Source organism: Paenibacillus jilunlii (assembly GCF_900102965.1).
GTDB lineage: Bacteria > Bacillota > Bacilli > Paenibacillales > Paenibacillaceae > Paenibacillus_AQ > Paenibacillus_AQ jilunlii.
On record NZ_FNGM01000014.1, the window covers coordinates 27409 to 41223 of the forward strand.

Here is a 13815-nt window from a genome sequence, read left to right on the forward strand (position 1 = left end):
AACTTGAGATATAAGGATTGACCCCTATAAAAAATTTCAGGAGGTAATTATAATGACTATGCAAACTCAAGGGATTCACCATATTACTGCTTTTGTTGGAGACGTTCAGCGCAATGCGGATTTCTATGCCGGAATTCTCGGACTGCGCCTGGTGAAAAAAACGATCAATTTCGATGCCCCTGAGGTATACCACCTCTATTTCGGGAATGAACAGGGCTCGCCTGGCACGATCATTACATTCTTTCCCTACTCCCAGGGACGCAAAGGCCGCATCGGCGGCGGACAGGTGGGCGTAACCACTTATGCGGTGCCGGTAGGCTCCATGGACTTCTGGAAGCAGCGTCTGGCTGCCTATCAGATTCCGGTAACCGAGGTGAGCCGGATTGGCGAATCCTATCTCTCCTTTGCCGACTTCGACGGGCTGCGGATTGAGCTGGTGGAGCGTGAAGAAGGCACACTGAGCACCTGGTCCTTTGGCGGTGTGACCCCGGAACATGCAATCAAAGGCTTCGGCGGAGCCGTTCTGTACAGCACCAATCCGGAAAAAACAGCAGACACGCTGTCCAACACGCTGGGCCTCGAACGTATTGCTGAAGGCGACGGCTATATCCGCTACAGATCGACCGGCGACCTGGGCAACATCATCGATCTGAAGGCAGCGCCGGTTCCGCATGGTGCCGGAGGTTCAGGAACGGTCCATCACATCGCTTGGCGGGCCAAAGATGATGCTGAGCAGCTGGAATGGGGCCGCCGCGTGCAGAGTCATGGCTATCAGCCGACCCCGGTGCAGGACCGCCAGTACTTTAACGCCATTTACTTCCGTGAAGAAGGCGGTATTCTCTTCGAGATCGCAACTGATCCTCCAGGCTTTGCCCGTGATGAAGCGCCGGATGCGCTGGGCCAGAAGCTGATGCTTCCTGCCTGGTTCGAGCCGCACCGCGCAGTGATTGAAGAGAACCTTACCCCTTTTGAAATCCGTGAAATCGGGGTGAACCAGGGATGATTCATATCTTCCGCAAGGGCAGCGATGAAAGTCTGCCGACGTTAGTACTGTTCCATGGAACAGGGGGCAACGAACATGATCTGCTGCCCCTGGCCGGGCTGCTGGCCCCGGGCGCTTCCGTATTGGGTATCCGGGGGAATGTGCTGGAGAATGGCATGCCCCGTTACTTCCGGCGCTTGGCCGAAGGCATCTTCGATGAAGAGGATCTGGTCTTCCGCACCCATGAGCTTAAGCAGTTTCTGGATGAGGCTGCTGAGAAGTACGGATTCGACTCCGGCAATCTGGTCGCGGTAGGCTACTCCAACGGCGCGAATATCGCCGGCAGCCTGCTCTTTCACTACGGCAGCCTGTTCCGCTCGGCTGTGCTGCTGCATCCGATGGTGCCGCTGCGCGGGCTGAACCTGCCATCCCTGAAGGAGGTTGCCGTATTCATCGGAGCAGGCACCAACGATCCGATCATCCGTACAGAGGAAACCGTGGAGCTAGAATCGCTGCTGCGGGAAGCCGGTGCAGAGGTAACGATGCATTGGGGCAATCAGGGCCACCGCCTCAGCTCAGCCGAAGCGGAAGCCGCCCGGGATTGGCTGAAGCAGCAAAGTAATTTCCGTCAAGTCTGACACCTGCAACTGCCTGCGGGGCTGCTGCCAAGTGACTATTTCAGCCGCTTGAAAGCCCCTGCGGGCGGTTTTTTGCTGTGGGCAGGAAAGGGTGATCCGGTCCTGGCGGTCTGGAAGGTTCACGGCACGGGCGATTAAAAAGCATTGAATATTCCGTCTGCAATCAGGTAGTATGAAGGTTACATTGCTGCGGAAAGGTTGAAGTTATGAATCATGATCACAAAAATCGATAATAAGATGCTGGGAGCGAAAGGACCGTCGAGGAAGCAGCGGCTGCAGATTGCCGTCATTCTGGGAGCGATATCAGCGATCGGACCGTTGTCCATTGATATGTATTTGCCCGCGCTTCCGGCGCTGGGTGCGGATTTTGGGGCGGGGGCTGCGCTGGTGCAGCTTAGCCTGACCTTCTTTTTACTGGGGCTGGCCTCGGGCCAGCTGGTAGCAGGGCCCTTAAGCGACGTGTATGGACGCCGCACACCACTGCTTATTGGCATGCTGGTGTACGCAGTTTCCTCCTTGCTGTGCGCATTCACTCCTTCCATCGGGCTGCTGGTAATGCTGCGGTTTATCCAGGGGCTGGCCGGGTCCGTAGGGGTTGTAATCTCGCGCGCGGCGGTACGCGACCTGTATAGCGGGTCAGAATTAACGAAGTTCTTTTCCTTGCTGATGATTGTCAACGGATTGGGGCCGATCCTGGCCCCGGTCATCGGGGGGCAGCTGTTGAGGGTTACAACGTGGCAGGGTGTGTTCGTGGTGCTCTTTGCCGCCGGGCTGATCTTTTTTGCCACGATTCTGCTGAGGCTTCCGGAGACCCTGCCCAAGGAACGGCGTTTGAGCAGCGGAATTCGCGGCACACTGCGCACGTTCGCTGTCCTGCTGGGAAATGGAAGGTTTATGGGCTATGCCCTCTCCCAGGGGTTTGTCTCCGCCGCCATGTTCGCTTATATTTCCGGCTCCTCTTTTGTCCTGCAAAATATTTTTGGGGTCTCCCCGCAAATGTACAGTGTGATCTTTGCCGTAAATGGACTGGGCATTATCTTGTCCGGCCAGATCGCCGGGAGACTGGCAGGAAGAGTCGGCGAGCAGAAGTTTCTGGTCAGCGGCCTCCTGCTGTGCACGCTGGGCGGTGTGCTGCTGCTGCTGACAGTTCTGGCCGGAGGCGGCCTGCTGCCCATCCTGATCTGCCTGTTCGCCATTGTTTCCAGTGTAGGCGTAGTAGGGACAACCAGCTTCTCGCTGGCCATGCAGGATCAGGGCGATTCTGCAGGCAGCGCCTCAGCGCTGCTCGGCCTGCTGCCCCTGCTGCTCGGCAGCTGTGCAGCTCCGCTTGTCGGGCTTGGCGGCAGTGAGACTGCTCTGCCCATGGCGATGGTCATCGCGGGTGCCGGTGTATGCTCCATTCTGTGCTTTCTGCTGCTTTGCAGACAGGGCGGCGCTAAATGAGCCGCAAAGATTTCGGCACGCTGCTGCTTGTTTTTGACTGGGGCGCTTCCTTTCTGTTCACGAGAAAACCAATGTTATGTCATGTGCCGGCAGGCATACAGGAGATCGCTGCTGCCGCTACAGACAGCGAGGGAAGATTTGATATCCGGGTGTAAATGTAAAGAGGACCCCTTTGCTGTGAGGGGGTCCTTTTTTTGTGCTTGTATAATAACTAGGCCTTCCCCTCAGTTGGAATCTTTGAAAGGTTGATGGTTCGGAGGGCCGCAGGGAGTGAAATGGAATTAGTGAACTTAAATGGGCTCAAATTCGTCCTGCAGAGGTAGTAGTGGGAATTAGTATACTTAAACTCAGCGAATTTTAATGTAAGGGTGTCAACGTGGCGGATTAGATTTACTTTTTCCAACTAGCGCTTGCTGGGAACGGGATGGGGAAGAGTTAAGTTCACTTTTTCCACTTAGGCCTACCGCCTGGTCAAGGAGGGGTGGAATTACAGGGGGAACACAAGTCTACCCAGCGGGTTGGAACTTGGCAGTCCTCTGCTAACCCAACCTTAAACTTCGCACCTTCCTTTACGGGACAGCGCAGCCGTTTTGTTCAGAGAGAGAGCTTGCTGCAGGGAACGCCCGAAATGCCTTTGATCTTTTATACGCGTGATGCAGTGATGAGGGCCTTGCGGGAGGTCTAACCTTTAAACGCTGTAAAAAGAAGCCTTCCATCCCCGGAGTTGGTATAATGGAGAAATGGATAAGGGTGAATAGCCCAATTAAGCTCACCATCCGGCAGTAAAGGCAGGAGAAATTATGAATTCTATGAAGCAAACCTTGGAGCGGTTCAAAATTGTAAGGCTGATTGTATCCATTTACCGGCTCAAAGCGGTCAGGGCGCTTGTTCCGCTTGTGATTATAGCTTTTGTGTATCTGGAGGGGCAGCATGAGCTGAAGCGGGTCCATTTGGGCCTGATTCTCCGTGAGCTGAAGCATGTCCCGGCAGGGGCCATCTTGCAAATGATGGGGGCTGCACTGCTCTCTGTGGCGGTCATGAGCAGCTACGATTATCTGATCAGGCGGCATTTCCGGCTGGAACTTGGACACTGGAGCACTTTCCGCTACTCGTGGATTGCCAACACGTTCAACAATCTGATCGGCTTTGCCGGTTTGGCGGGAGTGGGCTTGCGCACGCTGCTCTACAAAAAAAGCGGAGTGCCTGCCTCCGTTCTTACGCCCGCCATTGTATTTCTTTCACCGCTGATGATTACCGGGCTGTCTCTGCTCTCCTGGGGCAATATCCTTGGCCTGCTTCCGGCCGCCGCGCTTCTGCACGAGCACCGCTGGCTGGTGTTCGCGGTCTGGGGGATGGCGTTGTATCTGCCGTTTTTTATTATCGTTCAGCGTTCAGCGCTATTCGCAAAATGGATCAACCGGGGACAGAACAGAACACCCTGGCTCACCGTAGGGGCTTCCATCGGCGCTTCGTTGCTGGAATGGCTGTTTGCCGGGATTACCTTCTGGACCATCGGGAGCCACCTGATCGGCAGCATCGATTTTGTTGCCGTATTCAGTATTTATGTGATCGCCGCCATTGCCGGCATTCTCAGCATGGCACCCGGCGGCATCGGCGCTTTCGATCTGATTGCGCTGCTGGGGCTTACACAGCTGGGATACCGGAGTGATCAGGCGATGGCAGTGCTGGTCATTTTCAGATTATTTTATTATCTGATTCCCTGGCTGATCGGCCTGGTGCTGGCGGCGCTGGAAATCGGGCTTCAAGGCAAAAAAAGCGCTGACCGCAATAACGCCGGCATCGAGCCTCAGCTTAATGTATGGCAGAAAATCTGGGGCTGGCCGGGCCAATATACCTTCCTGAGCGATCTTGGCGTATGGGCGCTCGGCAAGCTGGTGTTTGCCAGCGGGATTATTCTGCTGCTGTCGGCGGCGACGCCCGAGCTGCTGTACCGGCTGCGGATCACGGAGGATCTGCTCTCGCTGCCGGTGATGCGGATTTCGCATCATCTCTCCGTGCTGATCGGATTCATGCTGATTTTGCTGTCGCGCGGAATTTCGCTGCGGGTCCGCAGAGCCTATATTTGGACAAGCGCGCTGCTGTTTGCCGGTGCCGTGTTTACCTTTACTAAGGGGTTCGATTATGAGGAGGCTGTGTTCCTGCTGGTAGTAGCCTTTATTCTCTGGATCTCCAGAGCGCGTTTCTACCGGATCAGCGTCCCTGTAAGCCGGCAGAATACGGTCTGGTGGCTGGCCCTGACCTCTTTTATAGCGCTGGTATACTACCTGCTGGGCAATTACGTGCATCATGGCTTCTTGAGACATCTTCCCCATGGAGTCGAGCCGGAATGGCTGCATCGTCACAGCAATGTGGCGGTTACGGCAGCCGGCGGGCTGGTGTTCTCCTGGCTGCTGCTGACGATGATGATTACCCTCCGGCCGCACCGCAGCGTGGATGAGCTGTTCGCGGACAGGGATATGGAAAGATTAAGCCGCTTTCTCGGGGAGCATACCGGAAATTCCCTGACGCATATGCTCTTCCTGGGGGACAAAAGCTTCTACTGGGCCCAGGACGGCAGGGTGCTGTTTGCTTTTGCCAGAGCGCGGGACAAACTGGTCGTGCTGGGTGATCCGCTGGGCCCCCGGAGTCTGATCAATGATGGAATCAGTGAATTCCGGCAGGCAGCCGATCTGTACGGGCTTGCGGTGGTATTTTATCAGGCCACCCCGGACTTTCTGCCTATATACCATGAACAGGGATACCACTTCTTCAAGCTTGGTGAAGAGGCGATGGTGCCGCTCGCCGACTTTACCCTCAGCGGCAAAAAAAATGCAGACCTGCGGAATGTGAAAAGCCGTTTTGAACGGGAGGGATATGTGTTTGAGGTGGCGGAGGCGCCGCATCCGGAGACACTGCTGGAAGAGCTGCGCCGGGTCTCTGAGGAGTGGCTGAATGGCCGCAGCGAAAAGGGGTATTCCCTCGGCTGGTTCAAGCCGGCATATCTGCAGCTGGCACCGATCGCGCTGCTGCGGAGCAAGGAGGGCGATGTGCTGGCTTTTGCCTCTATGGCCCCGGGATATGACAGGGGAGAGACAGCCTCGATTGACCTTATGCGCCACCGGAACAAAACGCCGAACGGCACCATGGACTATCTGTTCATCCGTTTGCTGGAATGGGCCAAGGAGCAGGGCAGCGTCAGATTCAATCTGGGCAATGCCCCGCTGTCCAGCGTCGGCCATAATTCGGGAGCGCTGCGGGAAGAGAAGGTAGCCCATCTGGTCTTTGTACGGGGCGGACACTGGTACGGATTCGCCGGCCTGCGCCGGTATAAGGAGAAGTTCAGCCCGCTGTGGGAACCCAGGTATCTGGCATATCCCGCAACGCTCACCCTGTCGATCCTGACGCTTGATCTGGTAAGGCTCGTCTCCCGTCACCCGGAGGCGAAAGAGGATCAGGCATAAGCCTCAGAAGGTGCGGGATAGATTTATATGCCGGGGCCGCAGCCTGCGGAATACATACTGAGCTATAGCCTCAGCTGAACCGCGAGACGGTCCACAGCAGGGCGGCTGCCAGCAGGATATAGAGCAGGGCGAGCGTATCGCGGTTCTGCCAGGACAGCCGGTAGGATGGCGTCCGCTCCTTGGCGGGGTCGTAGCCGCGGGATTCAACGGCAGTAGCCAGCTCATCGCCCATCCCGATGACCAGGATCAGCAAGGGGACAATCAGCAGTGCAGCTTGCCTGGGCGAGTACCGGGCCAGGCCGCGGGCTTTTCTGCCGCGCGAGTCCAGCGCCAGCTGCAGCTGGGCCAGCTTGTCTAGAATCCAGGGCACAAACTGCAGCGTAACCGATACTGCCAGCGACCAGTTGCGGGTGCGGACCCCCAGCTTCCTCAACGGAGCGATGCCCCATTCCAGCCCTTCCCGCAGGGGAGCGCCGGTGGTCGTCTCTGTGAACAGGAATCCAAGTGCGATCATCAGCAGAAAGCGGAGCACATTCAGTCCGCCCCGTTCCATGCCTGCCGCGCTTACGCCAACCGGCCCGAGCGTATAATCCGGGGAGCTCCAGCTGAGCGAGGACAGCAGCCAGAGGAACAGAAACATCAGCAGGAACGGGCGGAAGAACCGGACGGTCCTCCGCCAGGGAATGCGGGCTGACAGCGTCAGCCCGGCAATCAGGCCGGCTGCAAGCAGCAGCGGCAACAGTGTATTCATTCCCAGAACGACCAGTGTTCCCAGCACCATCCCCAGCCATTTCACACGGGGGTCCAGCCTCTGCCACAGTTTCTGGGCCGGGGCTGTTTCTGTATTTACGGCGCCGGAGGAGCGGCTGTCCGCATCCCCGGCAGCAGGCCGGAGCCGGCCTGCTCCGCCCGGGCTTCGGCCCGGGCGCTGCTCCCCCGGTGCCGCTGGAAGCAGATCAGCCGCCGGAGCAGCAAGCGGCTGCCGCTCAAGCTCCGCCAGCAGGCTGTCCAGACTGTCAGGCAGTTCTGCCAGCAGGCCGCGCTGCCGCAGGCTGTGTCCCAGCCGCATGTAGGCGGGAGGCGTAAGACCGGCACCCGTGAGCAGAAGCGGATCGGCGGACAGGGCAAGAGCCGGCCCGTCATAATGGACGGTGCCCTGGAACATCACAATCACCCTGTCAGCCATGGGCAGGAAGCTGTCGAGCTCATGAGTGCCAACCACCAGAGTCAAGCCGCTGCGGCGCAGCCCGCGCAGCATCTCCAACAGGGATTCAGCCGCCTGCGGGTCCAGCCCGGCTGTGGGCTCGTCCAGGACAAGCAGGCCGGGGGCGGAAGCGATAGCAGCGGCTATGCAGAGCCGCCGCTTCTCGCCGCCGCTCAGCAGAAAGGGCGAGCGCCCGGCGAATTCGTCGTAGGGCAAGCCTACTCTGGCAAGCGCGCTGCGGATCAGCTCCAGCCGCTGCGGCCCCGGGACTCCGCGCTCGGCAAGGCCGTATTCCAGCTCTTTATGGACGCTGCCCGCGAACAGCTGCGTCTCAGGCTGCTGGAATACCATGGAGACCTTTCCGGCAGGAGGCTGGCCGCCGTCAAAGGCAATAGTGCCGGAAGCCGGCTGCGCAAGGCCCGACAAAAGGCGCAGCAGTGTAGACTTCCCGCTGCCCGTGACTCCGCACAGAACAGTCAGCGTGCCTTCGCGTATGTCCAGGCTGATGTCCGTAAGGACAGGGAGCTTGTCGTAACGGAAGGATACGTGGTCCGCCTGAATCCTCACAGGGCTGCCTCCAGCTCCCGCTCGGTCAAAGGCAAGCTGTCCAGGGACCAGCCCTTGTCCCGCAGCAGCCGTCCGATGCGGATGACGGGCGCGGACGGCCAGCCCAGAGCTTCCGGCAGTTTGCTTGCATAGAAGAGCGTCCGCGGATCTCCGTCATACAGCATCTTGCCTTGTTCCATAACGGCAACACGCGGACTCTCCGCCAGCTCCTCCATCCGCTGGGTGACCCAGAGCACCGTCGTCCCCTGTGCCCACAGCTGGCGGGCCAGCTCCAGGATATCCCTCCGTCCGGCCGGGTCGAGCATGGAGGTCACCTCATCAAAAATAATCATTTCCGTATCCAGCGCCAGACAGCAGGCGACCGCCAGGCGTTGGCGTTCTCCACCGGACAGGGTAGAGACATCCGCTCCGGCTTTATGGGCCAGCCCTACCTGGCCCAGGACGTGCTCAATCTTTGCAAGCATTACGCTGCGGCTGAGCCCGCGGTTCTCCAGCCCAAAGGCAACATCTTCAAACGGTGTAGAGCCGACGGTCTGCGCTTCAGGATTCTGAAACACCAGTTGAATATGCCGCTTGACAGCTGCGCGGTTATCTGATGACCGCAGATCCAGACCGGCAGCAGACAGACTGCCCCCGGTTGGAATATTCAGGCCGTTGAAGGTGCGGATGAGTGAGGATTTGCCGCAGCCGTTGGCTCCGGTAAGAGCCACCCATTCGCCCCGTTTGATATGTATGGAAATCCCCTGCAACACCGGCAGCCTGCGCTGGCCGTCCCGGAAGGACAGGGTCAAATGCTCAGCTCTGATCATGTCGTGCCTGCTTCCTTAACTGCTGTAGTCAATAATCGTTACCCATTATAGCAAATATTTTAGGATTGATGTATCCGGTAAGGGATGATATAGTGTTCCTAAAAAAATGGGGGTAATCCTGCTCATGAAAAAATGGACGACTCGCGGCCTGATCTTCAGTGCACTTTTCGCCGGAGTTATGATCGCACTCAGCTATTTGAGAATTTCACTGCCCTTTTCTACGGTGCCTATTACCATGCAGACGCTTGCGGTGATGCTGGCCGGTTCCATGCTGGGTGCGCGCTACGGCAGTCTTGCAGTACTGATTGTCATCGGGCTGGCGGCTGCCGGATTCCCGGTGCTGGCCGGAAGCGGCGGCTTGTCGGTGCTGGCCGGACCTACCGCAGGCTATATTTTTTCCTGGCCGGTGATGGCTTTTCTGATCGGTCTGTTCGCACAGCGCATAGAGCAGAATAAATACACATTTGTGAAGCTGCTGGCCGTGAACTTTTTGTTCGGCGTACTGCTTGTGTACCCCGGCGGCGTCTGGTGGCTGGCCCATTCCACAGGGATGACCTCTCTCTCCAAAGCATTGACGGCGGGAATGTGGCCGTTCATCCCGGGCGATCTGATCAAAGCGGTGCTAAGTGCCGCCGTTGTAACCGCCGTATGGAGAGTCTACCCGATTGAGCGTATTCTGAACACGGAATCTGACGCTTGGGCCGAAGGTGGAAATTCAACGGTCAGCCGCTAGAAGGTTAGTCCAACTGAAATAAGGAATACAGCAAAGAGGTGAACTCTGCCCGTTACGGCGAAAGTTCACCTCTTTTTCTATGTTGTAAACCTGAACTTGCTGGAATGCCTTTCACTATTCCTATTCCCCAGAGCTTCCTTCAGTACCGGAGCTATTCTTCGTACTCTTCTCTACGGCATCCATTTCCTGTGCAGCAGGCTCCTCTTCTTCCCCATCCGGCAGTGCCCATACGGAGACGCTTCCGCCGTTCACAGGGAAAATTCCCCAGCCGTCCTCGCCAATGGTCACGGACTCTTCGCGGTTATGGGTGAAGTCTACCCAGAGCTCTCCCGCCCGTTCCTCGCCAATGAACATCCGCTTCTCGCCATTGTCTCCATTCGAGATGACCACGGCACAGCCGGAGCCTTCGACTTCTTCTATCCCGCGGCGTACCCAGCCGATGGTATTCGGATGATCGAAATAATCATCCTGCTCCCCATAGGCCTTGTGGCAGCGGGCGTACAGCAAGGGATCGATCGCCTCTTTTTTGCCTTCCACGGGAGCGGGCCCGCCAATGCCGTAATAATCACCGTAGAAGACCACCGGATATCCATCCCGTCGCAGCAGGATCAGGGCGTAGGCGCTCTGTTTGAACCAGTCTCCGACCCAGGACTCCAACGCTTCATGCGGTTGTGAATCGTGGTTATCCACGAAGGTCACTGCATTGGCAGGATGGGTCTGTACCAGTGTGTCGTCAAATATATGCGTCAAATCAAAATCTCTGCCGCCCAGCGCAGCCGCATACAGCTTGTAATGCAGCGATACATCGAACAGGTCTATCTGATAATCGACGGTATTGAGAAATTCCCGGCAGGCTTCGAGATTCGAATTCCAGAACTCCCCGACGATGTAGAAGTCCTCGCCCCGCTTTCTGGTCATTTCCGCCGCGAATTCTTTGATAAACTCATGATTGATATGCTTGATGGCGTCAAGACGGTAACCGCTGCACTGCAGCGTATCTACCAGCCATTTGCCCCATTCCAGCATCTCGTTCCGGACTTCCTCCTGGCTGTAGTCAATATTCGCGAACATGAGATAATCATAATTGCCGAACTCGTCATCCACATTCTGGTTCCAGCTTTTGTTCTCTCCGTTAATCCGGAAGACTCCATTCCGTCCTCCTTTGGCATCGAAATCGGTGCCGTTGAAATGCGTATGATTCCATTTGAAGCTGGAGTACGTGTCTCCCCGTCCGGGGAACGTAAATTTGGTCCAGCCTTCGATCTCGAACGGCGCGGAGATCTCCTTGTTGCGGTTGTTCGGGTCTACCTCAATCACCTCGAAGACCTCAGTCTCGTCTGCGCCCGCCTTATGATTCATAACGAGGTCCACATACACGGCAATCCCGTTCTTGAGGCATTCAGCAATGGCGTCGATCAACTCCTGCTTGGTGCCGTATTTCGTGCGGATGGTCCCTTTCTGGTCGAATTCTCCCAGGTCATAAAGATCATACACGCCATAGCCTGTATCCTCAGGGGAAATGGCCTTCGTTACCGGAGGCACCCATACGGAATCAATACCGGCGGCTTTCAGTTCGGGAGCCATTTGGGCCAGCCGCTTCCAGTGCTGCCCGTCTGCTGCGACATGCCATTCGAAAAATTGCATCATAGTATGGTTTCTCTTCATTTCCTGTGGCCTCCTTCATCGAATATGAAACGGATGGATAGGTTATATGATTTAGTCTTCAACAAGAAGTAGAAGAGAGTATGTAGACCTGCAAACATCACCCGGATTCAGAAGAAATCCAGCTGGCGCGGAGCCAGTCCGCCATCAATTCCGAGTAATGACTGCAGCTCTTTCGCGTTATCTGTGGCGTCTCCGCCAGAATTATTATTAAACACAACATACAGCTCGCGGCATGTTTTTTCAAGTTCCAGCAGCCGGTCCCGCCACTCCGTCAGCTCTTCGGTACTGTAGCGGTACAGGTAGCGCAGCTTGCGCCAATCCGGGTGGCTGCTCTGGTTCCAGCCGCTGATGTTGCGTCCGTGCAGCCGCACATGAGTTGCATCAGTGCCGGTGGATACAGGAACGATGGGGATCGACCCGGAGCCGGCCTGCGGCTCATCCGCCACTGTGTGAATCCAGCCCTCCTGCTCCAGAAAATGCAGCGTTTTGCCGCGCATTTCCGGACTGTACCAGGATTCATTGCGGAATTCTACCGCAGAAGGAACATCCTGCATTCTTTCTTTGGCCTCACGCAGAAACTCTACATTGTCCTTGGTGCAGTCGAACCAGGGCGGGAATTGAAAAAGCACCATGGCCAGCTTCCCCGCGGAACGTACAGGCCCGATAGAGGCATGGAAGGCCTGATACATCTCTTCCGGTGTGTCGAAATAATTCTTTTTGCTGCGCAGATGTCCGGTCATGCCCTGATATGCCTTGACGATGAACTGAAAGCCTTCAGGGGTCTGTTCTGCCCATTTGGCATAATTCCTGACCGGCTGTACCGCATAAAAAGAACTGTCGATCTCCACGATGGGAAAATGACTGCTGTAAACAGGCAGGCGTTCGGCAGGTTTGATTTTGCCGTAAAGCTCCTCGTGGTCTCCAAAGCCGGTCAACCCGATTTTGATCATGGAATCTCCTCCTCTAGAGCTGGAAAGTGAGCTTGAATCAATCGGCTAACTCTTATTAAACTGAAAAGCGGTGTTCACAAACAACAGTCAGTTGATTAATAACTGGAATTCATGCAACATGTACGATATACAGATTTTTTTATTCATTTGCCATAGAGGCAGGATACCGGGGGAAACTACTTATGGAACATAGATTTCAGCAACTGAGTCCGCACATCCTGATCATGCACGCGGAGCATGAGACGGACCGGCCCGTTTTGGCAGCTATCACCGGGGAACGCCGGACGCTGCTGATGGATGCAGGGAATTCACCCGGGCATGCGGAGCTGTTCCGCCAAGAACTCGCCAGGCGCGGTATCAAGCCGCCGGAGCTGGTGGTGTTGACGCATTGGCATTGGGATCATTCTTTTGGACTGTCCGCGTGGCAGGCCCCGGTTATTGCCCATGAAGGAACGGCAGAAGCGCTTGGCAGACTTGGCGGACGAAGCTGGTCGGATGAGGAGCTTGCTGAGCTTGTTCTCGCCGGCATTCTGAACGAAGAGAGTGCACAGCATATACGGCTGGAGTACGGAGACGCCAGAGAGATAACAGTAATGAAGCCGGACATCGTATTTTCAAGTAATATCGATATTGATCTGGGCGGTGTTACCTGTGAATTGAGCCATGTGGGCGGGGACCATTCTGCAGATTCTTGTTTTCTGTACATCAGGGAAGATAATGTGCTTTTTCTGGGTGATGCCCTGGGGCCTTCTGTATATGGCGGTCCGCGCCGATACAGCAGTACAGGCTTTTTGAAGCTGCTGGGGCTTGCCTATGGCTATAATGCGCAGTGGTATGTGGAATCCCATGGAGTCCCGATGAGCTTGGCGGAATTCCGTGCCGATCTGGCGCCGTGGGAGCGGCTGGCCCGGATTGTGGATGTATTCGGCCATAACCGCGAACGTGTGGTGCAGGAGCTGAAGGATTATCTGCAGCTTGAGGAGCTGCCCGCCGGTTTGCTGCAGGGTGTGGAGTACTTTATGGCCGGTTGCAAATGAATGGAAGCGGAATGGGAGCTGCAGGAATTGAAGTGGAATAAGTACACTTTAAATAGACAGAAAAGCGTGCTGCGGAGGGGATAGTGGGAAAAAGTAGACTTGATTTAAGTGAATTCACCCAAAAGGGTGGATATCGGTCGGATTAGTTCTCCTTTTTCCAACTAGCGCTTCTGGAGAAGCGGGAGGGGGAAGAGTTAAGTTTACTTTTTCCACTTGGGGTTTGCCGCCGATTCTAATGAGCCCCCGCGCACTCTAAACCAGACACTCTACAACGGCTACACTGTCCAATGAAGGGCGGGGTAGCCGTTATGTTCTTATTAGAGGAC

11 protein-coding genes are annotated in these 13815 nt (G+C 56.2%); 7 read left to right on the top strand and 4 right to left on the bottom strand.

Annotated features, from left to right (window positions below):
• The first annotated feature begins 52 nt into the window (after positions 1 to 52).
• From BLQ82_RS21780 to mprF, 5 genes are all read left to right on the top strand, one after another.
• The gene (locus tag BLQ82_RS21780) at positions 53 to 1003 is read left to right on the top strand and encodes a ring-cleaving dioxygenase (protein WP_062522689.1); all 951 of its coding nucleotides are present in this window, start codon (positions 53 to 55) and stop codon (positions 1001 to 1003) included.
• Positions 1000 to 1620 carry an alpha/beta hydrolase gene (locus BLQ82_RS21785; RefSeq protein ID WP_062522688.1) on the top strand — a complete coding sequence of 207 codons (621 nt, stop codon included), beginning with the start codon at positions 1000 to 1002 and terminating at the stop codon, positions 1618 to 1620. Before BLQ82_RS21780 ends, BLQ82_RS21785 begins: the two co-directional genes overlap by 4 nt.
• A gap of 213 nt (positions 1621 to 1833) precedes the next feature.
• Positions 1834 to 3063, top strand: a complete 1230-nt coding sequence (locus BLQ82_RS21790) for a multidrug effflux MFS transporter (RefSeq protein WP_062522685.1) — start codon at positions 1834 to 1836, stop codon at positions 3061 to 3063.
• Entirely contained in the window at positions 3060 to 3218 is a 159-nt protein-coding gene (locus BLQ82_RS32125) for a hypothetical protein (RefSeq protein WP_157243790.1), read from the top strand. Before BLQ82_RS21790 ends, BLQ82_RS32125 begins: the two co-directional genes overlap by 4 nt.
• Before the next feature lie 645 nt (positions 3219 to 3863).
• A complete protein-coding gene (gene mprF, locus BLQ82_RS21795; RefSeq protein ID WP_062522683.1) occupies positions 3864 to 6524 on the top strand; it encodes a bifunctional lysylphosphatidylglycerol flippase/synthetase MprF in 2661 nt (886 codons plus the stop codon).
• Positions 6525 to 6594: 70 nt separating this feature from the next.
• On the opposite strand, the gene BLQ82_RS21800 is transcribed toward mprF, so the two are convergent.
• Complete coding sequence (locus BLQ82_RS21800) at positions 6595 to 8295, bottom strand: ATP-binding cassette domain-containing protein (RefSeq protein ID WP_074648488.1); 1701 nt, start codon at positions 8293 to 8295, stop codon at positions 6595 to 6597.
• Entirely contained in the window at positions 8292 to 9104 is an 813-nt protein-coding gene (locus BLQ82_RS21805; protein WP_062522679.1) for an ATP-binding cassette domain-containing protein, read from the bottom strand. The genes BLQ82_RS21800 and BLQ82_RS21805 overlap by 4 nt, the downstream gene beginning before the upstream one ends.
• Positions 9105 to 9228: 124 nt before the next feature.
• On the opposite strand from BLQ82_RS21805, the gene BLQ82_RS21810 reads away from it, so the two are divergent.
• Positions 9229 to 9837: a biotin transporter BioY gene (locus tag BLQ82_RS21810; RefSeq protein WP_062522677.1), complete on the top strand. Its 609-nt coding sequence runs from the start codon at positions 9229 to 9231 to the stop codon at positions 9835 to 9837.
• 120 nt (positions 9838 to 9957) lie between these two features.
• Here the strand turns inward: BLQ82_RS21810 and BLQ82_RS21815 are convergent, their stop codons facing one another.
• Positions 9958 to 11502, bottom strand: a complete 1545-nt coding sequence (locus BLQ82_RS21815) for an alpha-amylase (RefSeq protein ID WP_062522675.1) — start codon at positions 11500 to 11502, stop codon at positions 9958 to 9960.
• Positions 11503 to 11609: 107 nt separating this feature from the next.
• Positions 11610 to 12452, bottom strand: coding sequence for a DUF72 domain-containing protein (locus tag BLQ82_RS21820; RefSeq protein ID WP_062522674.1), 843 nt, complete (start codon positions 12450 to 12452; stop codon positions 11610 to 11612).
• Positions 12453 to 12634: 182 nt separating this feature from the next.
• Here BLQ82_RS21820 and BLQ82_RS21825 point away from each other — a divergent pair, with 182 nt between their 5' ends.
• Complete coding sequence (locus BLQ82_RS21825; RefSeq protein ID WP_062522672.1) at positions 12635 to 13489, top strand: MBL fold metallo-hydrolase; 855 nt, start codon at positions 12635 to 12637, stop codon at positions 13487 to 13489.
• The last annotated feature ends 326 nt before the right edge of the window (positions 13490 to 13815 follow it).

What these genes read in the sequence shown, in the direction of transcription:
- BLQ82_RS32125 (WP_157243790.1), top strand. Translation starts at nt 3,060, where the DNA reads ATGAGCCGCAAAGATTTCGGCACGCTGCTGCTTGTTTTTGACTGGGGC.
- mprF (WP_062522683.1), top strand. Translation starts at nt 3,864, where the DNA reads ATGAATTCTATGAAGCAAACCTTGGAGCGGTTCAAAATTGTAAGGCTG.
- BLQ82_RS21785 (WP_062522688.1), top strand. Translation starts at nt 1,000, where the DNA reads ATGATTCATATCTTCCGCAAGGGCAGCGATGAAAGTCTGCCGACGTTA.
- BLQ82_RS21790 (WP_062522685.1), top strand. Translation starts at nt 1,834, where the DNA reads ATGATCACAAAAATCGATAATAAGATGCTGGGAGCGAAAGGACCGTCG.
- BLQ82_RS21780 (WP_062522689.1), top strand. Translation starts at nt 53, where the DNA reads ATGACTATGCAAACTCAAGGGATTCACCATATTACTGCTTTTGTTGGA.
- BLQ82_RS21825 (WP_062522672.1), top strand. Translation starts at nt 12,635, where the DNA reads ATGGAACATAGATTTCAGCAACTGAGTCCGCACATCCTGATCATGCAC.
- BLQ82_RS21815 (WP_062522675.1), bottom strand. Translation starts at nt 11,502, where the DNA reads ATGAAGAGAAACCATACTATGATGCAATTTTTCGAATGGCATGTCGCA.
- BLQ82_RS21820 (WP_062522674.1), bottom strand. Translation starts at nt 12,452, where the DNA reads ATGATCAAAATCGGGTTGACCGGCTTTGGAGACCACGAGGAGCTTTAC.
- BLQ82_RS21810 (WP_062522677.1), top strand. Translation starts at nt 9,229, where the DNA reads ATGAAAAAATGGACGACTCGCGGCCTGATCTTCAGTGCACTTTTCGCC.
- BLQ82_RS21805 (WP_062522679.1), bottom strand. Translation starts at nt 9,104, where the DNA reads ATGATCAGAGCTGAGCATTTGACCCTGTCCTTCCGGGACGGCCAGCGC.